Source organism: Comamonas resistens, assembly GCF_030064165.1.
GTDB classification, from domain to species: domain Bacteria; phylum Pseudomonadota; class Gammaproteobacteria; order Burkholderiales; family Burkholderiaceae_C; genus Comamonas; species Comamonas resistens.
The window spans coordinates 2,593,700-2,616,297 of record NZ_CP125947.1; the positions used below are offsets into that span (position 1 = coordinate 2,593,700).

At 58.5% G+C, this 22,598-nt stretch carries 21 protein-coding genes; 12 read left to right on the forward strand and 9 right to left on the reverse strand.

All coding sequences use genetic code 11. The features are described from left to right. Window positions 1–193 precede the first annotated feature (193 nt). The 3 genes from phbB to QMY55_RS12070 all read right to left on the reverse strand — a co-directional run bounded on the left by phbB (window position 194) and on the right by QMY55_RS12070 (window position 4,450). Window positions 194–931, reverse strand: coding sequence for an acetoacetyl-CoA reductase (phbB, locus tag QMY55_RS12060; protein WP_283488822.1), 738 nt, complete (start codon window positions 929–931; stop codon window positions 194–196). A 302-nt stretch (window positions 932–1,233) separates the two neighbouring features. After that, a complete protein-coding gene (locus tag QMY55_RS12065; RefSeq protein ID WP_283488823.1) occupies window positions 1,234–2,415 on the reverse strand; it encodes an acetyl-CoA C-acetyltransferase in 1,182 nt (393 codons plus the stop codon). Between the two features lie 139 nt (window positions 2,416–2,554). Next, entirely contained in the window at window positions 2,555–4,450 is a 1,896-nt protein-coding gene (locus QMY55_RS12070) for a PHA/PHB synthase family protein (protein ID WP_283488824.1), read from the reverse strand. Between the two features lie 189 nt (window positions 4,451–4,639). On the opposite strand from QMY55_RS12070, the gene QMY55_RS12075 reads away from it, so the two are divergent. After that, the gene (locus tag QMY55_RS12075) at window positions 4,640–4,951 is read left to right on the forward strand and encodes a hypothetical protein (RefSeq protein ID WP_283488825.1); all 312 of its coding nucleotides are present in this window, start codon (window positions 4,640–4,642) and stop codon (window positions 4,949–4,951) included. Here the strand turns inward: QMY55_RS12075 and QMY55_RS12080 are convergent. Together QMY55_RS12080 and maiA are read right to left on the reverse strand one after the other, a co-directional pair. After that, a complete protein-coding gene (locus QMY55_RS12080; RefSeq protein WP_283488826.1) occupies window positions 4,862–5,800 on the reverse strand; it encodes a polyphenol oxidase family protein in 939 nt (312 codons plus the stop codon). The genes QMY55_RS12075 and QMY55_RS12080 overlap by 90 nt on opposite strands. A gap of 11 nt (window positions 5,801–5,811) precedes the next feature. Further along, window positions 5,812–6,477 carry a maleylacetoacetate isomerase gene (gene maiA, locus QMY55_RS12085; protein WP_283488827.1) on the reverse strand — a complete coding sequence of 222 codons (666 nt, stop codon included), beginning with the start codon at window positions 6,475–6,477 and terminating at the stop codon, window positions 5,812–5,814. A gap of 159 nt (window positions 6,478–6,636) precedes the next feature. Between maiA and QMY55_RS12090 the strand changes: the two genes are divergently transcribed. From QMY55_RS12090 to QMY55_RS12100, 3 genes are all read left to right on the forward strand, one after another. Beyond that, the gene (locus QMY55_RS12090) at window positions 6,637–7,332 is read left to right on the forward strand and encodes a fumarylacetoacetate hydrolase family protein (protein ID WP_283488828.1); all 696 of its coding nucleotides are present in this window, start codon (window positions 6,637–6,639) and stop codon (window positions 7,330–7,332) included. A gap of 136 nt (window positions 7,333–7,468) precedes the next feature. After that, window positions 7,469–8,029 (forward strand): NUDIX hydrolase, encoded by a 561-nt coding sequence (locus QMY55_RS12095; protein WP_283488829.1) that lies wholly within the window; start codon window positions 7,469–7,471, stop codon window positions 8,027–8,029. Between the two features lie 289 nt (window positions 8,030–8,318). Continuing rightward, a complete protein-coding gene (locus QMY55_RS12100; protein WP_283488830.1) occupies window positions 8,319–10,784 on the forward strand; it encodes a putative bifunctional diguanylate cyclase/phosphodiesterase in 2,466 nt (821 codons plus the stop codon). Between the two features lie 68 nt (window positions 10,785–10,852). Here QMY55_RS12100 and QMY55_RS12105 read toward each other — a convergent pair whose 3' ends face one another. From QMY55_RS12105 to QMY55_RS12115, 3 genes are all read right to left on the reverse strand, one after another. Continuing rightward, window positions 10,853–13,339, reverse strand: coding sequence for a YgiQ family radical SAM protein (locus QMY55_RS12105; protein ID WP_283488831.1), 2,487 nt, complete (start codon window positions 13,337–13,339; stop codon window positions 10,853–10,855). A 237-nt stretch (window positions 13,340–13,576) separates the two neighbouring features. Then, the gene (locus tag QMY55_RS12110; RefSeq protein ID WP_283488832.1) at window positions 13,577–14,128 is read right to left on the reverse strand and encodes a PepSY domain-containing protein; all 552 of its coding nucleotides are present in this window, start codon (window positions 14,126–14,128) and stop codon (window positions 13,577–13,579) included. Then, window positions 14,113–14,298 (reverse strand): hypothetical protein, encoded by a 186-nt coding sequence (locus QMY55_RS12115; protein WP_283488833.1) that lies wholly within the window; start codon window positions 14,296–14,298, stop codon window positions 14,113–14,115. Before QMY55_RS12115 ends, QMY55_RS12110 begins: the two co-directional genes overlap by 16 nt. 179 nt (window positions 14,299–14,477) lie before the next feature. On the opposite strand from QMY55_RS12115, the gene QMY55_RS12120 reads away from it, so the two are divergent. The 4 genes from QMY55_RS12120 (at window position 14,478) to QMY55_RS12135 (ending at window position 18,740) form a co-directional block, all read left to right on the forward strand. Beyond that, window positions 14,478–15,068 (forward strand): IMPACT family protein, encoded by a 591-nt coding sequence (locus tag QMY55_RS12120; RefSeq protein ID WP_283488834.1) that lies wholly within the window; start codon window positions 14,478–14,480, stop codon window positions 15,066–15,068. Between the two features lie 904 nt (window positions 15,069–15,972). After that, window positions 15,973–16,125 carry a hypothetical protein gene (locus QMY55_RS12125; RefSeq protein ID WP_283488835.1) on the forward strand — a complete coding sequence of 51 codons (153 nt, stop codon included), beginning with the start codon at window positions 15,973–15,975 and terminating at the stop codon, window positions 16,123–16,125. Between the two features lie 207 nt (window positions 16,126–16,332). Next, the gene (locus QMY55_RS12130; protein ID WP_283488836.1) at window positions 16,333–17,115 is read left to right on the forward strand and encodes a YoaK family protein; all 783 of its coding nucleotides are present in this window, start codon (window positions 16,333–16,335) and stop codon (window positions 17,113–17,115) included. A gap of 428 nt (window positions 17,116–17,543) precedes the next feature. After that, the gene (locus QMY55_RS12135; protein ID WP_283488837.1) at window positions 17,544–18,740 is read left to right on the forward strand and encodes a GGDEF domain-containing protein; all 1,197 of its coding nucleotides are present in this window, start codon (window positions 17,544–17,546) and stop codon (window positions 18,738–18,740) included. 162 nt (window positions 18,741–18,902) lie between these two features. Here QMY55_RS12135 and QMY55_RS12140 read toward each other — a convergent pair whose 3' ends face one another. Further along, the gene (locus QMY55_RS12140; RefSeq protein ID WP_283488838.1) at window positions 18,903–19,838 is read right to left on the reverse strand and encodes a LysR family transcriptional regulator; all 936 of its coding nucleotides are present in this window, start codon (window positions 19,836–19,838) and stop codon (window positions 18,903–18,905) included. A 79-nt stretch (window positions 19,839–19,917) separates the two neighbouring features. Between QMY55_RS12140 and QMY55_RS12145 the strand changes: the two genes are divergently transcribed. From QMY55_RS12145 to QMY55_RS12160, 4 genes are read left to right on the forward strand one after another with little or no spacing between them, the layout of a single operon-like run. Next, complete coding sequence (locus QMY55_RS12145) at window positions 19,918–20,556, forward strand: DsbA family protein (RefSeq protein WP_283488839.1); 639 nt, start codon at window positions 19,918–19,920, stop codon at window positions 20,554–20,556. Between the two features lie 48 nt (window positions 20,557–20,604). Then, window positions 20,605–21,504, forward strand: a complete 900-nt coding sequence (locus tag QMY55_RS12150) for an MBL fold metallo-hydrolase (protein WP_283488941.1) — start codon at window positions 20,605–20,607, stop codon at window positions 21,502–21,504. 17 nt (window positions 21,505–21,521) lie between these two features. Then, window positions 21,522–21,914, forward strand: a complete 393-nt coding sequence (locus QMY55_RS12155; RefSeq protein WP_283488840.1) for a nuclear transport factor 2 family protein — start codon at window positions 21,522–21,524, stop codon at window positions 21,912–21,914. A gap of 12 nt (window positions 21,915–21,926) precedes the next feature. Beyond that, the gene (locus QMY55_RS12160) at window positions 21,927–22,175 is read left to right on the forward strand and encodes a hypothetical protein (protein WP_283488841.1); all 249 of its coding nucleotides are present in this window, start codon (window positions 21,927–21,929) and stop codon (window positions 22,173–22,175) included. Window positions 22,176–22,598 lie beyond the last annotated feature (423 nt).

The window sequence follows — 22,598 nt, forward strand, 5'->3', positions numbered from 1 at the left end:
ACTGAGGGCGACTTGAAAACCAAGACTCGCTGCCTTTCCGCCCAGAATCGCTGTCACCAGCGACACCCCACAAGGCCCGCAAGAATTCGTTTCTGCGGGTCTTGTCATTTCTGCTCCCGGCCCACTTACCCAGCTTGCGCAAACAGACATGAAAAAAGGAGCCGAAGCTCCTTTTGTGTGATGCCTTGAGGGCTTAGTGCATGTGTAGGCCACCATTGACCGAGAAATCGGCGCCGGTGGAATAGCCACCTTCGTCGGACGCCAGCCAGGAAATGATGGAAGCGATTTCGCTGGGCTCGCCCAAACGCTTGACCGGCACGCCAGCCACGATCTTTTCCAGCACATCGGGGCGGATGGCCTTGACCATGTCGGTACCGATATAGCCGGGGCTGACGGTGTTCACGGTCACGCCCTTGGTCGCCAGTTCCTGGGCCAACGCCATGGTGAAGCCGTGCATGCCTGCCTTGGCTGCCGAGTAATTGGTCTGACCGGCCTGGCCCTTGGCGCCATTGACCGAGCTGATGTTGACGATGCGCCCCCAGCCCTTTTCCACCATGTCAGCCACCACTTGTTTGGTGACGTTGAACATGGAGTTCAGGTTGGTTTCGATGACGGCATGCCAGTCATCGGGTGTCATCTTGACGAACATGCGGTCGCGAGTGATACCGGCATTGTTTACCAGCACATCGATTGCGCCATGTTCGGCCTTGGTTTTGCTAAAGGCCTCGACAGTGGAATCCCAGTCCCCCACATTGCCAACCGATGCATAGAAGGTATAGCCCAGCGCTTTTTGCTCGCTAAGCCACTTCTCGAAATCACGGGATGGTCCACAGCCCGCGATGACCTTGAAGCCATCTTTATGCAAACGTTGGCAAATCGCGGTACCGATACCACCCATGCCCCCCGTGACGTACGCTACTTTCTGAGCCATTCATCTCTCCTGTCAATCAATGGTTATTTCACGATCACACTATCAACAATAAGCATTGATTTACTCAACCTATTGCTTAGCACGCCAAGAACTCTGCACACCATCAGTATGCATGTCTTGAGCTTGAGAAAAGTCCGGAGTCGCTCCAGATCGCTTAGCGATCTTCCCTAGGTTGCACACCTTGGTGTTGGACCCGGACAATTCTGGATTGGCGGCAGCCTTCAGGAGCGCTGCCGCCAAACTCAGAGCGCCTTCCCATCCGCAGCCGAGACGGTAGGCAAATTTCTAAACTGGGCCTAGGCTCAGCAGGCTTCCAGCGCCATGGCCACGCCCATGCCACCGCCGATGCACAAACCGGCCAAGCCCTTTTTGGCACCGCTGCGCTGCATCTCATGCAGCAGCGTCACCAGGATGCGGCAACCTGATGCACCGATGGGGTGACCGATGGCAATGGCGCCGCCATTGACGTTGACCTTGGCGGAATCAATGCCCAGATCCTGATTCACCGCGCAGGCCTGCGCAGCGAAGGCTTCGTTGAGTTCGAACAGATCCACATCGGCAGCCTTCCAGCCGGCGCGATCCAGCGCCTTGCGTGTGGCATAGACGGGGCCCAAGCCCATGACTTCGGGAGCCAGACCGCTGGTTGCATAAGACACGATCTTGGCCAGAGGCTTGAGGCCCAGGGCCTTGGCCTTGGCAGCCGTCATCACCACCACAGCCGCGGCACCATCGTTCAGACCCGAGGCATTGCCGGCCGTCACCGAACCGGCCTTGTCGAAAGCGGGCTTAAGGGTAGCCAGCACATCGGCATTGGTCTTGCGGTTGATGTATTCGTCGCTGTCGAAAACAATGGGGTCGCCCTTGCGCTGAGGAATGCTCACGGGAACGATCTCGTCCTTGAACTTGCCGGCATCCTGGGCTGCTGCAGCCTTTTGCTGGCTGGCCAGCGCCAGCGCATCCTGCTGGGCGCGGCTGACGTTCTTTTCCTTGGCCACGTTCTCGGCAGTGATGCCCATGTGGTACTGGTTGTAGACGTCCCACAGGCCGTCAACGATCATGGTGTCTACCATCTTCCAGTCGCCCATGCGCTGGCCGTCACGCGAATTGGGCAGGACATGGGGAGACAGGCTCATGTTTTCCTGGCCACCAGCCACCACGATTTCGCTGTCGCCGGTGGCCACGGCCTGGGCCGCCAGCATCACGGCCTTCAGGCCCGAGCCGCAGACGGCATTGATGGTCAGCGCAGGTGTTTCCTTGGCAATGCCTGCTGCCATCATGGCCTGACGCGCAGGGTTCTGGCCCGTTGCAGCGGTCAGCACCTGGCCCATGATGACTTCACCGACCTGATCCTTGCCCACCTTGGCACGGGCCAGAGCCTCGCTGATGACGGTCGCGCCCAGTTGCGTGGCAGGAACCTTGGCCAGAGAGCCGCCGAACTTGCCCACGGCTGTACGCACGGCGGAAACGATAACGATGTCTTCCATGATGTCGAACCTTTCTAGGTTTCTTTCCAGTGATGTGTGAAAGTGGTCTGCCGCATGTTCATCGTGCTGACAAACCTCACCTATTGCCTTGCAAATGCTGCACTGCAATATGGTGAATCATTGTGCATCAGAACAGATGTCAGGCCTTAGCCAGAACGTAGCGTCCAGGAGCCGCCTCAATGGCTTCGTAGGCCTTGGCACGCCCATAGGTTTTAGGCGCAGCTTGCTGCTTGCCAGCATGGCCGGCCAGCCACTCGCTCCAATCCGTCCACCAACTGCCTGGATACTCGGTGGCACCAGCCAGCCATTCCTGCTGCGATGCAGGGAACTCTCCATCCTCACGCAGCCAGTGGCTGCGCTTGTTCTTGACCGGTGGGTTGATGACGCCCGCAATATGACCAGATGCCCCCATGGCAAAGCGCAGATCGCCACCCAGCACCTGGGTCGAGGCATAAGCCGCGCTCACCGGCACGATATGGTCTTCGCGCGAGCCATACAGATAGACGGGCATCTTCACCTGGGACATATCGATAGCCTCGCCACACACCGTCAATGCCGCGGGTTTGATGAGATTGTTTTCCAGATAGAGATTGCGCAGATACCAGGCGTAGAACGGACCTGGCAGATTGGTGCTGTCGCTGTTCCAATACAGCAGATCGAATGGTGGTGGCGTCTCGCCCTTGAGGTAGTTTCCCACCACATAGTTCCAGACCAGATCGTTGGGACGCAGAAAGCTGAAGGTGGAAGCCATGTCCTGGCCCTTCATCAGGCCGCCCTGGCCCATCTGCATCTCGCGGAAACGCACGACGTTTTCGTCAATGAAAATATCCAGAATGCCGGTGTCGCCAAAGTCGAGCAACGTGGTCAGCAGCGTCATGCTGGCTACAGGGAATGGCATTGCGGCTGCCGTAGAAGCCTTGGCTGTACTTGTCTTTGCTGCTGTCCGGCTGCGACCGGGTTGCTTGGTCGTCGGTTTGGACTCACCATGCTCGCGAGCATGACGTGCGGCCAGCACAGCCATGGCCGCAGACAGCATGGTGCCGCCCACGCAAAAGCCCAGCACATTGATTTGTGGCGCCTCGCAGATATCCTGCACTGTGCTTACCGCCTTGAGCACGCCGTTTTCAATGTAGTTGTCCCAGGTCTGATGCGCCTGGCTTTCATCGGGATTGCGCCAGCTCACCACAAAAGTGCGGTGCCCCTGGCTGACTGCGTAGCGGATCAGCGAGTTATCGGGTTGCAAGTCCAGGATGTAGTACTTGTTGATGCAAGGAGGCACCATCAAAAACGGCTTTTCGTAAACCTTGGCGGTGAGCGGCTTGTATTCGATGAGCTGGAACAGCTCATTCTCGAACACCACGGCCCCTTCGGTGGTCGCCACGTTCTTGCCTACGGTGAACAGGCTCTCATCCGTCATCGACACATGACCCTGGCGCATATCGGCCAGCAGATTGGCAATGCCCTGAGCCAGGCTCTCGCCCTTGGTCTCGACGACTTTGTTCAGTGCATCGACATTAAGTGCCAGAAAGTTGCTGGGCGCCATCGCCGCGATCCACTGCTCCACGGCAAAGCGCAACCGGCTTTTGGTCTTTTCATCACCCTGCGCAGCCTCAGCCATGCCCATCAGCATGCGACTGCCCAGCAGATAGTTGGCCGCAGCCGCAGCCGCCATGGGATTGGCAGTCCATTGGGGGGCGGCAAAGCGCCTGTCCTTGGAGAGCAGTGCCTGCACGGACTGGCTATCGCCCAGAGACTTCACAGCCTCGAGGTAATCCTGCTGCAGGGTTTGCAGCTTGTTGGCGTCAAACTGCACTGGTGAGCCAACTTGTCCAGCCAACTGGGGCATGGCGGACTGCATGGCATCCATGATTCCCGCCCATGGATTGGGCGCGCCGCCCAACCCTGGCATGCTGCCCAATGCGCCAGGAGCAATGCCACTCCATTGCGGTAGCGATTGAAGGCTCTTGCTCCACTGTTCCTGCCAGAACTGTTGAACGGAATGGGCGGTCTGGCCCCAGCTCGGGTCAAAATTCATGCTTACATCCTCATCAAAGCAAGCGACCGGCGAACTCAGGGTCTGGGCGCTTGCGGAATCTGCAACACGGCTCACACATACGTATTGTCACCTATGCGCCAGCAAATTCTGACAAAAATGATCGTCGTTTTTACTGCGGTGAAGCTGTTTTTACACAAAGCGCCTTAGCCTCACCGCAGAATCGTCAATATGTACCTGATTGCCATCGCCTGGATGTATGTCGTCGTCATGATGACCATTGCCGAGGCCGCCAGTCCAAGCGGCACCCTGCTGGGTGCGTTTTTCACCTTTGTGCTCTATGGCCTGCTACCGCTTTCCATCCTGCTCTATATCTTGGGCACACCTGGACGCAAGCGCCGTCTCAAGGAACGCGAACGCGTCCAGGCAGAGCAACAGGCCAAGGCTCTCTCCTCAGACAGCTCCATCCCGCCAGATACAGGCAGCCAAGCGACCACTGCTGCCCAGCCGGCCGGCATCGCGCCGATGCGAGAAAAACCGTGATTCATTGCTGACCGTACACCACTGCTGGCTACCGTCGTTGCCATAGATCTGCGTTATACCCAAGGCGTTCAGACGTTGACGCGCGAGCTGCGGCAGATTGGCCAGGTATTTACGACCTTCAGTGCCTTCCCGCAGCTGAAAATACCGGGCGGCCTGCTCATCGTGAGCCAGAAATATCTCTCTCACCTCTGCCCCCACCTCGAAGGATTGCGGGCCTATACAAGGGCCCAGCCAAGCCTGCGTACGCGCAGCAATCGCTTTGAGATCTTCACTTTCGATAGCATCTTGCGCAGATGCAGCATGCACTTCATGGCAAAAAGACCGAAAAAGTGACTCCAGCACGCCATCTGGCAACGGCCCTTGCAGCGCACTTCGCCCAGGCGGCATGCCGGCGAGGCCGCGCCAGCCTGCATGGGCAGCCCCCACAACCAGGCCAGACTGATGGGCAAGCAGCACAGGCAGACAGTCCGCCACCATGATGGTGCAGACAACTCCTGCTTCATGCGTGACGCAAGCATCAAAGGCTGCGCCTGAAGACTGCTTCACATTGCCCCCATCCAGCGCCAGCACATCCACGCCATGCACCTGCTGCAAAAAAACAGAGCAGGCCCCCGGAGTTTGCTCGGCAATCACATTGCCCAGCAACTCCCTGTTGCGCTGCACATGCGCGGGTTCATCACCGACATGGTCACCCAGATTCATGCTGCCCCAGGGGGACTGGCTCACACCGCCGTCGCGGGTGGTACACAGAGCGTGGACACCGGCGATGCCAGGCCAGTCCGGCACCAGCCAAGAGCCGGGAAAAGACGCAGTCTGCGGCTGCGTTTGCGGTATTGACGAAGGGCTCATGAATGCCCCCCTCACTCAGCATCTGGGCAAGCTGACGGGTGAGCAGCCTGGAACGCTGGCAGCGTATTGCAGCGCTCCACCACGGCCGTCAGCCGCGGCAGCCCCTCCAGGTTCACATTGAAACGCTGTGCATTGAAGACCTGTGGAATCAGGCAGCAGTCGGCCAGCGTGGGTGTATCGCCCCAGCAGAAGGTGGATGGCGGCAGACCATCGGCCTTACGCTCAGCCTCTAGCAGTACCAACTGGCGCTCGAAAGCCTCCAGACCCAGGCGCGCCCAATGCGCATACCAGCCCGTCTTGGCCTCGTCGGAGACACCCAGATCCCTGACCAGATACTTGAGCACGCGCAGATTGTTCAAAGGGTGGATTTCGCAAGCCACCATCTGCGCCAGTGCCCTCACATGGGCTCGGCCCAGTGCATCCGAAGGCAGCAAGGGTATCTGGGCATGGGTCTCGTCGAGATATTCGATGATGGCCATGGATTGCGTGAGCCTGTGCCCGTCGTCAAGCTCCATGGATGGCACCAGCGCATCGCCCACATGATCGGCATAGGCCGAAGCTTTTTGCTCGCCACGCACCAGATGTACGGGCACGGACTCATAACTCAGACCCTTGAGCTGCAGCGCAATGCGCACACGATACGAGGCCGAGGAACGGAAATAAGTGTAGAGCTTCATGGCCGCAGCATAGCCTGAACCGTACGGCCAACCACGCTGACCATGCAGCGGATACGTAAAAGCCGAAATGTATTTTTGCGGCGCCTGGTCCTGGCCGTGGCACACTGCTTTCCACATCAAGCAATGCTGATTTCAGCGCATGTTTTTGCCGAGGACTTCATGAGCTACGTGTTCACTCCCCCTGCTGTTGCCAGCCTCCCCGTTGTGGGCCGTGGCGAGCGTTTTCCGATCCACCGCATTTACTGCGTGGGCCGCAACTATGAGGATCATGCCAAGGAGATGGGCTTCACCGGCCGCGAACCGCCTTTTTTCTTCCTCAAGCCCGCCGACACGGCCCTGCCGGTTGAAGCCGGCAGCACGGCCCAAATGAGCTACCCCACGCTGACGCAGAACCTGCACCATGAGATCGAGCTCGTGGTTGCCATCGGCAAGGCCGGCAAGAACATCAAGGCGGCAGACGCGCTGCAATACATCTACGGCTATGCCGTGGGCCTGGACATGACCCGTCGCGACCTGCAAAACGATATGAAGAAGCAAGGCCGCCCATGGTGTATTGGCAAAGGCTTCGAGCAATCCGCCCCCGTTGGTCCCGTCACTCCAGTTGATCAGGCAGGCGATATTGGCAATGCCGAGATTTCTCTGCAAGTCAATGGCACGGAGCGCCAGCGCAGCCATATCAGCAAGCTGATCTGGAATATCGCCGAGACCATCGAGCATCTGTCCGCGGCCTGGGAGCTGCAACCGGGCGACCTGATCATGACCGGCACGCCCGAGGGCGTGGCAGCCGTGGTCAAGGGCGATATGCTTGAAGGTACGGTGACCGGCTTGGCCCCGATCAAGGTACAGATCGCCTAAAAAGCCAGACACCACAGCTACTTAAGTTTGAAAGTCAGGAGGGAGTCGTCCAACAAGCACAGGACGACTCCCTTTTTCATAGCTGATTGCGCTCTATATACCTGCGCTTGAAGCCCGATTTGCTTATAGTTGCGGGATGATTTTCCGCAGCCCCATCAAGTTCTGCCGCAACTGCGGCACCGCAGTCACCTACCGCGTTCCTGACGATGGGGACACGCGTGAGCGCGCCGTCTGCCCGGCCTGCAACACCATTCACTACGAGAACCCCCTCAATGTGGTGGGCACCCTGCCCGTGCTCCATGACGGTCGCGTGCTGCTGTGCAAGCGCAACATCCAGCCCCGGCTTGGCAAATGGACCTTGCCCGCAGGCTTCATGGAACTGGCCGAAACCACGGCAGCAGGCGCCCGGCGAGAAACCGATGAAGAAGCCGGCGCCGATATCGAGATGGGCCGCCTGTTCTCGGTGATCAATGTCCCCCAGGTAGGACAGGTTCATTTCTTTTACCTGGCACAGCTCAAGAGCGAGCATTTCTATCCCGGCCCAGAGACCATGGAAGCGCGCCTGTTCACCGAAGCCGAAATTCCCTGGGATGAAATAGCGTTTCGCACCGTCAAGCTGACGCTCGAACATTTCTTTGCCGACCGCCGCGCCGCCCAACTGGACGAGCCCAAGGTTCATTGCCTAGATCTGCTCTGAGCCAACTGTGCCGAAGAAGACGCTGCCTCATTGAGCCTTGGCAGCTCCGGCCTGCACGCCTGCGACGATTTCATGGGCGGCTCAAAATAGCCTTTGTCTTACGCGAAGCGGGGCATCGCATCCGGAGAATTTACTTTTAAATACATTTCAAACAACAACCAACACTCACCCAGAGATGCCTCGTGACAGCATGTTGCCGTTGATCACATAGAAGAGACAGCCCGGCATTGCACCGCACTGCTTGGTTGGCCAAAGCCCTCATAACGAACAAGAGACATTCTCCAAAGTCATGCAGGTACCTTTGAGTCAAACCTTCAAATCAAGGCAATTTCTGCAACGGATCTGGCCTTTGGTGCTGCTGGTCCTGGTGTTGACGCTCACCGCGAGCTCCAGCCTCTACCTGCTGTCGGCCGTACGGGGAATGACCAACGGAGAAAGCCTCTGGTCCAAGGCGCAAAAAGACGCCATCTACTATCTTTCGCGCTATGCCGATGATGGCAAGCCAGTTGACCTGCAGCGTTATCAGCAAGCGCTTCGCGTCCCTCATGGCGATGCCATGGCACGGGAAGCTCTGTACGCCACACCGCCACAGCTCGAGCTCGCCCGGCTCGGCATAGAGCAAGGCCAGAACCACCCCGACGATGTCAATGCACTGATCTGGCTGCTGCGCACCTTTCGCCATGTGCACTGGGTGCAGGACCCTGTCGCTCACTGGCGCCAGGGCGACGCCTATCTGCAGCAGCTCGACAAGCTGGCCCAGGAAATCACCACGGCCTACCAAAATAGCCAGGTCCAGCCCTATCTGATCAGCACCTGGAAGCGCGAAATCGACCAGATCAATGAAGGCGCCACGGCTGCCACCAAAGCCTTCAGCGACTCGCTAGGCCATAGCTCGCGCGAGATTGTGGCTCTGCTGCTGGTACTCAATTGCGGTCTGGCGCTCTTGCTGATCGCTCTATGGACCTGGCATACCATGCGACTGGTCCAGCAACGTCAGCTGATGCAGGCAGGTCTGCAAAGCGAAATAGAGCGCGCCGAAACCACGCTGGCCGCGCTGGGGGATGCAGTCATTACCACCGATGCCGACGGCCTCGTGAACTACGTCAACCCTGTCGCCGTTGGCCTGCTCGGCAGCGTCAAGCACAGCCATCTGGGCAAGCCCATCAAGCAGGTGCTGCAGTTCTACTCCATGGACTCTTCATTCACCAGCGAAGGGCTGCTCAGTCAGTTGCTGTCCGACCAAGTGTCTGTGCGTAACGAGCAAACTCACTGGGTACGCCGCGCGGACCACAGCATCGTGCCGGTCAAGGTCATGGGCAGCTCCATCGTGCGTGAAGAACAAACCACTGGCGCGGTTCTCGTGTTGCGCGATGTCTCTCGCGAACAGCATTACATGGATCAGCTGTCCTGGAATGCCCGCCACGATGTACTGACCGGCCTGGAAAATCGGGGCGAGTTCGAGCGACGCCTGCAAAAGCTGCTGCACCAGGGGCTGCACCATGTCAAACCCTGCGCGTTGCTCTATATCGACCTCGATCAGTTCAAACTTGTCAACGAAACCAGCGCTCATTCCGCTGGCGATGAGATGCTGTGCGAAGTATCACGCATGCTGCAAGCCAATCTGCGCGAGAGTGACTGCCTGGCACGCATGGGCGGTGACGAGTTCGGCGTGTTGCTGGAGAACTGCCCTCCGGCCAATGTCGCGGTCATTGCCGAAAAGCTGCGCGTAGCCGCTCAGCAGTTGCAGCTGAATTGGGGCGAGAAAATACTGCGCACCGGCTTTTCCATCGGCGTGGTCCACATCCCGGGAGATGCGACCAATGCCTCCGACCTGCTGCGCATGGCTGATATGGCCTGCTATCAGGCCAAGGAGCGCGGACGCAACAAGGTCTTTGTCTACACCGCCGAAGACGGTGTCTACAGCCGCTATGTCAGCGAAATGGAATGGGCCAGCCGCATCCGCACGGCCCTGGATGAAGACAGGTTCTGTCTCTACGCCCAGAGCATTGCCCCCTTGCAAAAAGGAGGCCGTGACGGCAGGCACTTCGAAGTGTTGCTGCGCCTGCGCGATGAAAACGGGCAGATTCTGTCGCCAGGGGCCTTTATCCCCGCAGCGGAACGCTACGGCCTGATGCCAACACTAGACCGCTGGGTCATAGGCAGAACACTGCAAACACTGTCTCAGCATGTTCGCAGCAACACATTGATCGACACCTGCGCCATCAATCTCTCTGGGCCCAGCCTTGACGACGATGCTTTGCTGGAATTTGTGAAGGGGCAGATGCAGCAATACGGCATCTCGCCACAGATACTGTGCTTTGAGATCACAGAAACCAGTGCCATTGGCAACCTCAGCAACGCCACCCGCTTGATCCAGGCGCTCAGGTCCATGGGATGCCGCTTTGCACTGGATGATTTTGGCGTGGGCATGTCCTCTCTGACTTATCTGAAGCAGTTGCCCGTTGATTACCTGAAGATCGACGGCGGCTTTGTGCGCGACATGTTGCAGGACAAGAGCAACCACGCCATGGTGGAGATGATCAACCGCATCAGCCATATCCTCGGCAAGAAAACCATTGCCGAATTCGTGGAAAGCCGTGAAATTGCCAAGGCACTCAAGCAGATGGGCGTGGACTACGCTCAGGGCTATGCCATTGCCCATCCCCGCGCCATGACCGCCGAATTCTTTGCCCCCACCCAAGAAAATCAGTTGCCACAGTGGTGCGATGCCTTGGTGTTGGGCGGGACGAATTGATGGTTCGACCTCTTGCAGAAGTTACAGCGCATAAAAACAAAAAGAGAGCCCTAGGCTCTCTTTGATCTTTAGCGTGGCTTGCGTCCCGATGCCGCAATGCCAGCTTTGGATGACTTGGGCGCCGGCCTGGCTTTAACACCCGCACGCGGCGGCAGACCTGTGTGCTGAGTCAGCAGCTTGCCGGGCTGGGGTTGGGCCTTGCGGAAACGCACATCGCCCTTGGGCTCCATATTTGTTTCTTCCGAACGGCGACGCACTGCCACGGCCTTGCCATCCTTGTTGGTGGTGTAGCCGATGCCGCCACCGCTCTTGGACGAGGTGCTGTTCTTCTTGCGCGCACTCTGATAACTGCCGTCCACCAGAGGCTGGAAGGTCGGAATCAGATGCTGCTTGCCATTGCCGATCAGGTCGGCGCGGCCCATGGCCTTGAGCGCCTCGCGCAACAGCGGCCAGTTGTTGGGGTCGTGGTAGCGCAGAAAAGCCTTGTGCAGGCGGCGACGCTTTTCGCCGCGCACGATGTCCACGCGTTCCTCGGCCTCGTCACGCATCTGGCGGCGCACCTTGGTCAGCGTGTTGCGGCCGCTGTGGTACATGGCCGTGGCCGTGGCCATGGGGCTGGGATAGAAGGTCTGCACCTGGTCGGCGCGGAAGCCGTTCTTCTTGAGCCAGATGGCCAAATTCATCATGTCTTCGTCGCTGGTGCCCGGGTGGGCCGCGATGAAGTAGGGAATCAGGAACTGCTTCTTGCCGGCCTCTTCGCTGAACTTCTCGAACAGCTGCTTGAACTTGTCATAGCTGCCTATGCCCGGCTTCATCATCTTGGTCAGCGGGCCTTGCTCGGTATGTTCGGGCGCGATCTTCAGATAGCCGCCCACATGATGCTGGACCAGTTCCTTGACGTACTCGGGCGACTTGACGGCCAGGTCGTAGCGCAGACCGGAGCCGATCAGGATCTTCTTGATGCCGGGCAGCTTGCGCGCACGGCGGTAGATCTTGATCAGCGGACCGTGGTCAGTGTGCAGGTTCTGGCAGATGCCGGGGAACACGCAGCTGGGCTTGCGGCAGGCGGCTTCGATCTGCGGGCTCTTGCAACCCAGTCGGTACATATTGGCCGTGGGCCCGCCCAGGTCGGAAATGGTGCCCGTAAAGCCCTTGACCTTGTCGCGGATCTCTTCGAGCTCCTGAATGATGGAGTCTTCGGAGCGGCTCTGGATGATGCGGCCCTCGTGCTCGGTGATGGAGCAAAAGGTGCAGCCGCCAAAACAGCCGCGCATGATGTTCACCGAGGTGCGGATCATCTCCCAGGCCGGGATCTTGGTCGCGCCCTCATGGCTGCCGTTCTCATCGGCATAGGCCGGGTGCGGGCTGCGTGCATACGGCAGGCCGAAAACCCAGTCCATCTCGGCCGTCGTCAGAGGAATGGGCGGCGGATTCATCCACACATCGCGCGCCGTGGTGCCCTCGCCATGGGCCTGGACCAGCGCACGGGCATTGCCGGGGTTGGTCTCCAGATGCAGAACGCGGTTGGCGTGGGCGTAGAGAATGGGATCGCTCTTGACCTCTTCGTAGCTGGGCAGACGCAGTACGGTGCGCTCGCGCGGGGGCAGCTTGGACTTGCTGCGCAGCGAAAGATTGGGCACGAACTGTATGGGCTGGGCCGCAATCGGCTGCACCGACGCCACGGACTTGGCGTCATCAGCGCTGTCGTTGCCGGATTTCGCAGCATCTTCCTTGGAACAGCTCTGGCCCTGGGCCTCGGCCTGCTCGCTGGTCGTCATATAGGGGTTGATATGGGGCTCGACTTCGCCGGGCTCGTCCACCGTGGTGGAATCGACCTCAAACCAGCCCTCTTCCGAAGCACGACGGAAAAACGAGGTGCCGCGCACATCGGTGATCTGCTCCACCGGCTCGCGCGCTGCGATGCGGTGCGCCACCTCGACCAGGGCGCGCTCGGCATTGCCGTAGAGTAGGATGTCGCACTTGCTGTCCACCACGATGGAGCGGCGCACCTTGTCGCTCCAGTAGTCATAGTGGGCAATGCGACGCAGCGAGCCCTCGATGCCGCCCAGCACGATGGGCACGTCCTTGTAGGCTTCGCGGCAGCGCTGGCAGTAGACGATGGCCGCGCGATCGGGGCGCTTGCCGGCCACATCGCCAGGGGTATAGGCGTCGTCACTGCGAATCTTGCGATCAGCCGTGTACCGGTTGATCATCGAGTCCATATTACCGGCCGTCACGCCCCAGAACAGATTGGGCTTGCCCAGGGCCTTGAAGGCCTCGGCGCTGGTCCAGTCGGGCTGGGCGATGATGCCCACGCGAAAGCCTTGCGCCTCCAGCACGCGACCGATGACGGCCATGCCGAAGCTGGGGTGATCCACATAGGCGTCGCCCGTGACCAGAATGATGTCGCAGCTGTCCCAGCCGAGCTGCTCCATCTCCGCGCGACTCATGGGCAGGAACGGCGCCGGGCCGAAGCGCTTGGCCCAGTACGGCTTGTAGCTGGTCAGCGGCTTGGCATCGCGATGGAAAAAGGAAACATCAACCGGGGCGTTCATGTGGATGGGCTTTATGTGGCCTCATGGCCTGTGCGGGGGAAAGAACCGGGCAGTGTACTTTTGTGCCCTCGGCCTTGCAGGTGCAAGGTCTTGTCAATCCTTGCCAGAAAATCAAAATTCGTAGCATCTACCGCATACAGATATTGAACTTTAGGAATAAAACAATGGAAATACTATGAGATAGAAGCGCTAAGCGCTTTCCTCTTCATAGCAAAACGTGGTCTGAAAGCCAGGATCTCAATCTTTTTTCGAGTCTATGACCGCACCAGTGGCGGAGTCCACCTTGACTTTCATCACGACTCGGTCGGCCTGCAGCAGCTTGATCTTGTAGTGCGTCCTGCCCCAGTCCGAGTCCAGCTTGGCCTCAAGCGGCTTACCAGGCCGGGCCGCCACTGCCGCATCAACCGCCTGGGCCAACGTGATTCGGGTATCGGCCAGACGCCTGAAATGCTTGCTTTCTGCCCTGCCTTTTTTCTCGTCAATCGCTGCATCGCCTGTCACGGCACTCACCCTAAGCGTGACCATCTCGTTGCCAACGCTGATCAGCGTCACCTCATAGTAAGGGGCAGCGCCCTTCTTGCCCTCTTCCAGCTCAATCTCTATCACCTTGCCCGGCAGCAACATCTGAGCCTTTTCCATCGCCTGATGGATACCGATCTGCACACCAGCGGTAACAGCCAACCATTGCGATGCCGTTTTTGCCTGAGCCACTCCTGCCCCAAGGCTCAGCGCCGCTGACAACACCAGGGCAGCAGAGCCTGCGATAGGCCGCATCAAAACGCTAGCCATCCCCACTCGCCCACGCTGCGGATCCTGCGCAAAAGATCCCACTCATCCTCAGCGCCCGATGCCTGCATGGATACAGAGACCTGCTCCTGCTCCAGCGGTGGCGGCGAGAAATGCTCGTGGCCAAAAGTATGCTCATTCGAAACAGGAACAGGAGGAATAGGCATGTTCATGATCGGCTCCTTTCCCGCCAGCTTACGTAGCTCTCGCCTCGCTGTCTGTAGGAATCACCTGTCTGCCTTTGGAAAGATGCCGGCTTAAGCTGCATAAAGCACCTGGGACCAAGGGCAGTACTGCTCTTATTTCCGCAGTTCCAAAGTGAGCTGGCTTTGCGGTTATGCTGCCGCCCTCTATGCCCCAGACTCTACACGCCCCTGCTCATAGTGAACTGATCATCAAGAAAAGCCGCTTCATCGGCTGCGTGCAACCCATGAGCGACCGCGCCAGCGCTCAGGCGGTGGTCGATGCGCTCTGGCGCGAACACCCAGGCGCTGCCCATGTCTGTTGGGCCTTGCTGGCAGGCGGCCAGTCAGCCGCAGTGGATGATGGAGAGCCCAGCGGCACCGCAGGCCGCCCCATGCTTGACGTGCTGCGTCATCAGGACCTCGAAGGCGTGCTGGCGACGGTCGTGCGTTATTTTGGAGGTGTCAAACTTGGCGCCGGTGGACTGGTGCGCGCTTATACCGACTCCGTGGCGCAAGCACTGCTGCACGCTGAAAAAGTCGCCATTCAGCGCATGCAAACCTTGCACTGCACGGCCCCCTACGCACTGGAAGGTGTAGTCAGACGCATGAGCGAAGCCGCAGGCGTGCAGTTGCTAGAGGTTGAACATGCAAGCCTGGTCACTTTCAAGCTTCAATTGCCTGAAGCTGCCGCAACGTCATTCATCCACGACCTCAACGAAAGCGGCCAGGGACGCATTGGCTGGCTCAAGCCGGACTGAATCAGGGCACGACACGGCTCTGCCGTCAAAGCAGCACGGCACTGCTGGCTCGAATCCAGCACAGCAGGCACCCAAAAAAATGCCCGCACAAGGCGGGCAAGTTTCGGGGGCGTATCAAAGTGGTCACACAGCGTCGACAGTCAATGCATTTGAATACTTGGCGATGGCTTTGCTTCCTCACCCAGTTGCCGCTTATTGCACTTGCACTGTTGCTGATCAAAATTTGGACCATTGATAGGTTGCCCCATCTGCAGCGGCCAATACAAACTGCGAAACTGCTTTTTCACCAATGGATGGCACGCTTCACAATCCGTTCCAGCCGCCTTGTCTCTCTCCATCGAGTTAGTCGCAACTTCCGGCCTTGAGCCTGCACTGCTGCTACCACTTCGGGCTGTATTGCATGGCTTGCTCCTTTGCTTGAGCAGGCAATCACCTGCTACAAGCCTAGGATGAACCTTTATGAGAAACCACATTGTAGGAATTCATTGACCAAGCCTGTCTTTTGTAATAACGATCACCAATGAGCTTGCCTTCTTGGCATTTGTCAACCAAGGAGCAACAGGCCCGGGTTCAACTCAAAGGAGATGCGTGATGAAAAATCAGAACCTGCAATCAGTGAGTACGCCCGACACGCCTCCTGTCGACGACCCCAATCGCCCTGCTGGCGCTCCATTCAAGCCCAAACCCACTGACCCACCGCCAGACGTTCCGCCAGTGAAATTGCCGCCAGAGCCTGCAATCTGCTCCAAATGCTAAAGGCGCAGACCACAGTTTGGCTGCAAATCAAACCTAAGACTGGCAGTCGTTATCACGGCCATTGTTTACATTTCTGTCAACCAACTGACATAGTCAATCGTTAAAAACAACATACACCAATTTCTATCCATCATCTCCAGGAGTAGCCATGACCTACCTATACGCCGCATATCCAGACTTCAAAGCGACGAACCGGGAGGTCATGAAGCCAATGCCTGAGCCACGCTCTCCAGAAGAGGTGCTGCGCATGCTTTCACAGAATCCTCCTCCTGCCGGTGAATACAGCGTCGACGCTTTCTAAACCACTGCCCACTCATTCAGCCAAGCCACCCTGAGGTGGCTTTTTTGTTTTCTCGATTCAAACACAGCGCAAAAACATGGCAACTGCACCGGCATTTGCAGTCAAGAACGACGATGCCGTGATTTCGATATCTTCACTCAGCCCAACTCTCTTTGTACTTGGTCGACAATCAGTTGTTACCTGTTGTTCTGGCTTAGTGGAATATTGATGCGCAGACTTCGTCACCTTACCAATCGCCATCGCGCGACCTCCACCAATTTCGTGCTGGGTTTGCTGCTTGCCTTCAATGCAGGAGCAGTCAATGCGGGCGGCTTTCTCGTACTGCACATGTATACCTCTCACATGTCCGGTTTTGCATCGCAATTGGCTGACGGCTTGGTCATGAGCAGCGGCAGGCTGCTACTCAATGCACTTGGAGCCATTCTGGCGTTCACAGCCGGCGCCGCCTTGTGCGCAATACTGGTGAACTGGGCTCGCCAGAAGGGCCTGTACAGCGTCTATGCCTTACCCCTCATGCTGGAGGCCTTGATGATGTTTCCCTTTGGCCTGATGGGTGCCGTCACACTGAACTGGAATACTCCGTTCGCGGTCCCGCTGACCGTATTGCTGCTGTCGTTCATGATGGGTTTACAAAATGCGGTGGGCTCAAAAACGTCTGGCGGCAGCATCAGAACAACCCATATGACGGGTAATTTCACTGATCTGGGAATGGAACTGGGGAAGTTGTTTTTCTGGCGAAGCCAGGCCCATCTGCAAAAGCCCCAATCCAGACATGTTCTGCATAACTGGGCCCGTATGCGCACATCAGCGGGCTTGATTGCCATGTTCGTTCTGGGAGGCATCGCTGGCGCCCTGGGTTTCAAGCTACTCGGCTTTGTATGCGTTGTACCGCTGGCAGCCTTGCTGCTTGCACTCTCGGTGCCTCCGTTTGTGCGAGATGCAACAAAGGTCAATATGACGCTGAGTCAGTTCTACAAGAAGACAAACTGACACTGATACCAGCCGCAAGTCAAAAACTGCCTACCGGTAAACATCCGTACCGCAAGCCGCAGCCACTACCGGGACAGTCACAGTCCAGTCTTTGCCCGCGATCACTTCCCCCGATTGCTGTCGTAGCGATCGACATAAACATTGCCATACCAGCGTCCATGGCCGCGCCCCTGTCCAGACCGCTTCAAACATTCATGCGAGCGTGCTCTGGACACCCTGTTTACTCCACCAAGGCCAGCGAGATTTCACTTATCCCCTTCAAACCTGAGCTTCAATGACATGGATCAGACACTGTGCACTGCAATAACTTGTTAAGTTACGCACCAAGATGTATGAATAGTAAAGAGTGACTATTGATTGTCGATTTGCACTTGAGGAACAGGCAATGCTGCTCCGTTTCGATCTTTGATCGGGGAGGCTCTGGTTAAATGTTCGCGAATAACGACTTCATCCTAGTTATTACGCCATCGCTGGCAATGCTGGTTCTTGCCCTACTGTTGCTCATTGCATGGCTGGTCCAGCGCTCCCAGCGCTTTCTGCTCTGGCAGTCTGGCGCATATTCACTGGCGGCCCTGCCGCTTGGGCTTCAAAGCCTGTTGCCTCTGGAGGAGCTCAATCGCTACGCCCTATTCATTGGCAGCTTCTATCTTCTAGGTGCCTGGTGCCTTGCCAAAAGTTGGGCCGAGAGGTGGCGGGTATCCGCTCAACCACATACCGCGCTGCTTATTGCTGCGATTACCTTGACCGCGCTGTATTACTTCAGCCACATCGAGCAAAGTGCCTGGGCGCGAGTGAGCTCCTTTAGTTTTGGATCTGGCCTTGTTCTGGCTTTACCGATCCTGGAGGTCCGGGCAAAGAAGGTCCCATCTGACTGGCTAGACAAATCATTGCTTTGGCTAAGCATCACCTTCACGGTCTACACCTTCACACGGCCCATTTTGATCTGGCTATTGGGTTACTCTGATCTCCGATCGCTTCCTAGCTCACCCTATTGGCTCTTGACGCTAATCAGCATACTCAGCTTCTCACTACTCTTTACCGTGGTGATGTCCGCCATCGCCGTCCGGGACACAGTTCACAAGCTGCGGGATGAACGCGACCACGACCCATTGACCAGAATGCTCAATCGCCGATCTTTTCAGGAGCGTGCCCAAAAGCATCTTGGGGACCCCAAACTCTATCCAATGGCAGTGCTGGCCTGCGATATAGATCACTTCAAGCGCATCAACGATACCTGGGGGCATGAGCGCGGCGACCAGGTTCTGCAACTGGTTTCCTCGATTCTGCAAAACAACTTGCGGCAACACGATCTGGTTGCACGGTTCGGCGGCGAAGAGTTTGTGATTCTGTTGACTGACATCACGCTGCGAGATGCAGAGCTCTTAGCACAGCAAATTCAGTGTGACCTGGGGTCCAAGAATGCAGTTCTTCCATCTGGCCCGAAATTGACCATGAGCTTTGGGATTTCGCCAATCAGCGCGTCGTTTCAGTTGGAGCAAGCCCTGAAAGAAGCCGATCATCTTCTTTACCAGGCAAAAAATGCGGGACGTGATCGGGTCCATATATCTGGGGTGATGTACCCAGATATCTTTATCGATAGCGCCCAATCCGAGGTTATTGCCTGAGCAAGCCCAGCAGCAATCATGGCGGACCCAAGGCATGGTTTGCAGGAAATCCTGCTGAAAAGGTGGGCTACCGCCTCGCCACAGATGTATCGCCAAGTTGACTACAGCAAGCCGCATTCAAAGAACCACTGGCTCGGCTCTCACGTCATGGCAAGCACCCTTTCAGGTCCTGGAGCTTATCTGCTCCTGCATCAGGTCCACAAAGGCTCTGACCTTGGCAGGGCGAAAGCGTGCGGCCGGGAACACGGCATGGATGCCGCCCGATGGCAGCCCCCACTTCGGCAGCACCTGTATCAACGTGCCGTTCTTCAGATCATCGGCCACGGCAAAGTCGGGCAATACCGACAGGCCCGCCCCCTGGCGCACGGCTTCGCGTACGCCCAGCGTTGCATCGAGAGAGATCACGGGATGCACGGTCACGCTCTGCGGCTCCAACCCGCCATGCGAGAAGCTCCAACTGCAAGGCGTGCGCAAGGCCGTGTTGGCGACAAATGGCAGCGCGCCGATATGCTGGGGCTGCCTGATCTGCGCAAGCTGACCGCGCATGGAGGGAGCAGCGACCAGCAACTGCCTGAAGCCGCCGATCTGGCGCGCCTGCACGTTCAAGTCCGAGAGCCAGCCGACTCGGATTGCCAGCTCCACCTGCCCCGACATCAGATCCAGCGGCTGGTCGCTGAACACGGCATCCACCCTGCATTGCGGATAGCGCCGCGTGAACTCGGTGATGGCAGGCACCACGGCCGTGATGCCATAGTCCAGCGGGGCTGTCATGCGCAGCGTTCCTGAGGGCTCGGCCGCGACTTCACCAAGCTCGTCGAAGGCATCGCTGGCTTCCTTGAGTATGGATGCGCAGCGCTGGTAGAAGATCCGGCCCGCATCGGTGGCCACGACCTTGCGCGTGCTGCGAGTCAGCAGCGTGGTGCGGAACTCGCGCTCCAGTCTCGCGACCTGCTGGCTGACCACGGCCTTGGTGATGCCCAGCCGCTCAGCTGCCGCCGTGAAACTACCAGTCTCCACCACGGCCGCAAAGTAGGCCAGGCGCTTGAGGTTGGCAAGCCTGGACGCTGCAGGCTCTTCTGTATTGTTTGCCATTGACATACGGTTTATCTATTCGATCAGACTTTTTCTGTCAATGCTTTGTTCCTACGATCACGATATTCAAGCAACGGAGCCTTCTGTGACCAAGACCCTGCATTACATATTCGATCCCCTGTGCGGCTGGTGCTACGGTGCCGCCGCAGCGGTGAAGGCGGTGGACAAGGCCCCGAACGTCGCACTGCGCCTGCTGCCCAGCGGCCTCTTCGCCGCAGTGGGTGCACGGCCCATGGACGAGGACTTTGCGGCCTATGCCTGGAGTAATGACCAGCGCATAGCAGGCCTCACGGGCCAGCGCTTTAGCGAGCGCTACCGTAACGAGGTGCTCGCCGACCGCCAGCAGCGGTTCGACAGTGGCCCGGCCACGCTGGCGCTGAGCGCCGTCAGCCTGAGCAGCCCAGCACATGAGCTCGAGGCTCTGGAGGCCATTCAGCAGGCGCGCTATGTCGAGGGCCAGGACATCACGCGGCCAGACACGCTGGCCCGGCTGCTGAAGGGCCTGGGTCTGGAGGCTGCGGCCGCAGGTCTGCTGCACTCGGGCGCCGAACTGCTGGCGGCCAATCGCGCCCGCATCGAAAGCGCACAGACGCTGCTGAGCCAGTTCGGTGCGCGCGGCGTTCCAAGCTTTGTCCTCGAGAGCGATGGCCGGCGCGAGCTGCTGCAATCCAGCGCCCTCTATGCCGATCCGCAGGCCTTTGCTGCGCAAATCGCCAAGGCCTGAGGCTTGCGCTTTTCAAGCCCCCATTTCGAAACTCACTGGAGAACCATCATCATGAACCGCCGAAATTTTGTTCAAAGCGCCGCCGCTGCCGGCATCACCACCGCGCTCGCTGGTTGCGCCTCTGCCGTGACCGGCGCCTCCAGGCTGCAGTGGCAGCACTTTCCTGCCGATGACAAGGGCTTTTTCCGTGCGCCGGTGCTTCTCTCGGGCGACAAGGAGGCGATTCTCATCGACGGGGGCTTCTCCCTGCCCGACGGCCGTGCCGTGGCTCAAGCCATCAAGGCCTCGGGCAAGCAGTTAAGCACCATCTACGTAAGCCAGAGCGACCCCGACTATTACTTCAGCCTGGGCCCGATCAAGGCGGCATTTCCTGCGGCCAGGGTGCTCGCAGCCTCGGACACCATCGCCGCCATCCGCGCCAATGTGCAGAAAAAAATCGACACCTGGGCACCTCAGCTCAAGGACAGCGGTCCGCAGACGCTTGCCGACATCGTCTTTCCCGAAGCCTATGACGGCCCCGCACTGAGCCTGGAGGGCAACGCCATTGAAATCGTCCAGGCCCAAGGCATGGAAAACCGCCGCTATCTCTGGGTTCCCTCGCTGAATGCGGTCTTCGGCGGCGTGCTGATCTTCTCGGGTCTGCATGTGTGGACGGCCGATACCCCGACGCCGGCCTCTCGCGCCGCCTGGGTCAAGAACCTCGAAGCCATCGCCGCACGCCGGCCGGCCGTGGTCGTGCCCGGCCATCTGGGCACCCATGGCGCGCTGGACGTATCGGCCGTGAACTACACCCGCGACTACTTGCTGGCCTTCGAGCAGGAACTGGCGCGGGCGGCCAATGGCGATGCCTTGATCGCTGCCATGAACAAGCGCTATCCTGAGGCCGGCCTTGCTGCCGCGCTGCAGATCGGCGCCAAGGTGGCCAAAGCCGAGATGAAGTGGGGCTGAAGCCCGGGACGCAGACCATGAGCACCAATCTGGACATCATCCGCGCGACCTACGAAGGCTCGCCCGAGGAAAACGGCAAGAATCTGCTGGCTGCACTGGCGCCCGACGCCCGGTGGACCGAGGCTGCGGGCTTTCCCTATGCCGGAACCTATGTCGGCCCGCAGCAGATCGTGGCCGGAGTGTTCCAGCGGCTCGCAAGCGAGTGGGACGGCTATGCCGCCAAGGTCCATACCTATCTGGCCGATGGCGACCGAGTGGCGGCCTTCGGGGTCTACTCGGGCACCTACCGCAAGACTGGCAAGTCCATGACGGCGAGCTTCGCCCATCTGTACCGGCTCCAGGACGGCAAGATCATGAGCATGGAGCAGTATGTGGACAGCCATAGCGTGCAGCAGGCGCTGCAGGCCTGAGCGCAGCCGGCCATGAGCGATATCTGTGCACAGCTGCACCCCATCCTGCTGCTGATGCGGGCCGGGCAATGGAATGCCGCCCACGATGCCGTGCAGCGCCATCAAGGCCTGCTCGCAGCTTGGCTGCATGGACTGCTGCATCTGCAAGAGGGCGATCTGGAGGATGCGGAGAACTGGTATGAGCGCGCCGGCCAGCGCTTCAGAAAGCGCGGCACGCTGGAGCAGGAGTTGGCGCGCTTCGAGGCGGCACTGGGTGCCTAGCCCGGCACATGATCCTCTTCTATAAATTGGCCTCTCGCAAATACGATTCGACGCGAACTTGTCCTCTTCACGCAGATTTAACCAACATTGCGCAAACAGAAATGCCACTCATCAAGTGGCTTTTCGGTGCCAAGCGACGGTTCGGGATCGCCACAAATTGTGCATGTTGGATAAAAACGTACACAAGAAAAAATTTTGTCCAGAGGCATATACAATCAACTTAATCAATTGATTTCAAATGAAAAAGCTAGAACAGGCGATGGGAATCGAACCGATCAGGCTGGGGTTTATGGGGGTATATCGGGCTATATCTCCCTCTGAGAGGCAATATCACAATCCCCGCCGCGCCCCCTAAACTCCCCAGAAAACTCCCCTGAGGCTTCAATGCCCGCAGCGCGCTCTACTCTGTTTGCCCGTCGACGT

Bases quoted from the DNA above. Each gene is read 5' to 3' on its own strand.
- QMY55_RS12095 (WP_283488829.1), top strand. From the start codon at position 7,469: ATGATTTTCCGCAGCCCCATCAAGTTCTGCCGCAACTGCGGCACCGCA.
- QMY55_RS12140 (WP_283488838.1), bottom strand. From the start codon at position 19,838: ATGTCAATGGCAAACAATACAGAAGAGCCTGCAGCGTCCAGGCTTGCC.
- QMY55_RS12070 (WP_283488824.1), bottom strand. From the start codon at position 4,450: ATGAATTTTGACCCGAGCTGGGGCCAGACCGCCCATTCCGTTCAACAG.
- QMY55_RS12135 (WP_283488837.1), top strand. From the start codon at position 17,544: ATGTTCGCGAATAACGACTTCATCCTAGTTATTACGCCATCGCTGGCA.
- phbB (WP_283488822.1), bottom strand. From the start codon at position 931: ATGGCTCAGAAAGTAGCGTACGTCACGGGGGGCATGGGTGGTATCGGT.
- QMY55_RS12125 (WP_283488835.1), top strand. From the start codon at position 15,973: ATGACCTACCTATACGCCGCATATCCAGACTTCAAAGCGACGAACCGG.
- QMY55_RS12115 (WP_283488833.1), bottom strand. From the start codon at position 14,298: ATGAACATGCCTATTCCTCCTGTTCCTGTTTCGAATGAGCATACTTTT.
- QMY55_RS12080 (WP_283488826.1), bottom strand. From the start codon at position 5,800: ATGAGCCCTTCGTCAATACCGCAAACGCAGCCGCAGACTGCGTCTTTT.
- QMY55_RS12130 (WP_283488836.1), top strand. From the start codon at position 16,333: ATGCGCAGACTTCGTCACCTTACCAATCGCCATCGCGCGACCTCCACC.
- QMY55_RS12065 (WP_283488823.1), bottom strand. From the start codon at position 2,415: ATGGAAGACATCGTTATCGTTTCCGCCGTGCGTACAGCCGTGGGCAAG.
- QMY55_RS12075 (WP_283488825.1), top strand. From the start codon at position 4,640: ATGTACCTGATTGCCATCGCCTGGATGTATGTCGTCGTCATGATGACC.
- QMY55_RS12155 (WP_283488840.1), top strand. From the start codon at position 21,522: ATGAGCACCAATCTGGACATCATCCGCGCGACCTACGAAGGCTCGCCC.
- maiA (WP_283488827.1), bottom strand. From the start codon at position 6,477: ATGAAGCTCTACACTTATTTCCGTTCCTCGGCCTCGTATCGTGTGCGC.
- QMY55_RS12105 (WP_283488831.1), bottom strand. From the start codon at position 13,339: ATGAACGCCCCGGTTGATGTTTCCTTTTTCCATCGCGATGCCAAGCCG.
- QMY55_RS12120 (WP_283488834.1), top strand. From the start codon at position 14,478: ATGCCCCAGACTCTACACGCCCCTGCTCATAGTGAACTGATCATCAAG.
- QMY55_RS12090 (WP_283488828.1), top strand. From the start codon at position 6,637: ATGAGCTACGTGTTCACTCCCCCTGCTGTTGCCAGCCTCCCCGTTGTG.
- QMY55_RS12100 (WP_283488830.1), top strand. From the start codon at position 8,319: ATGCAGGTACCTTTGAGTCAAACCTTCAAATCAAGGCAATTTCTGCAA.
- QMY55_RS12160 (WP_283488841.1), top strand. From the start codon at position 21,927: ATGAGCGATATCTGTGCACAGCTGCACCCCATCCTGCTGCTGATGCGG.
- QMY55_RS12110 (WP_283488832.1), bottom strand. From the start codon at position 14,128: ATGGCTAGCGTTTTGATGCGGCCTATCGCAGGCTCTGCTGCCCTGGTG.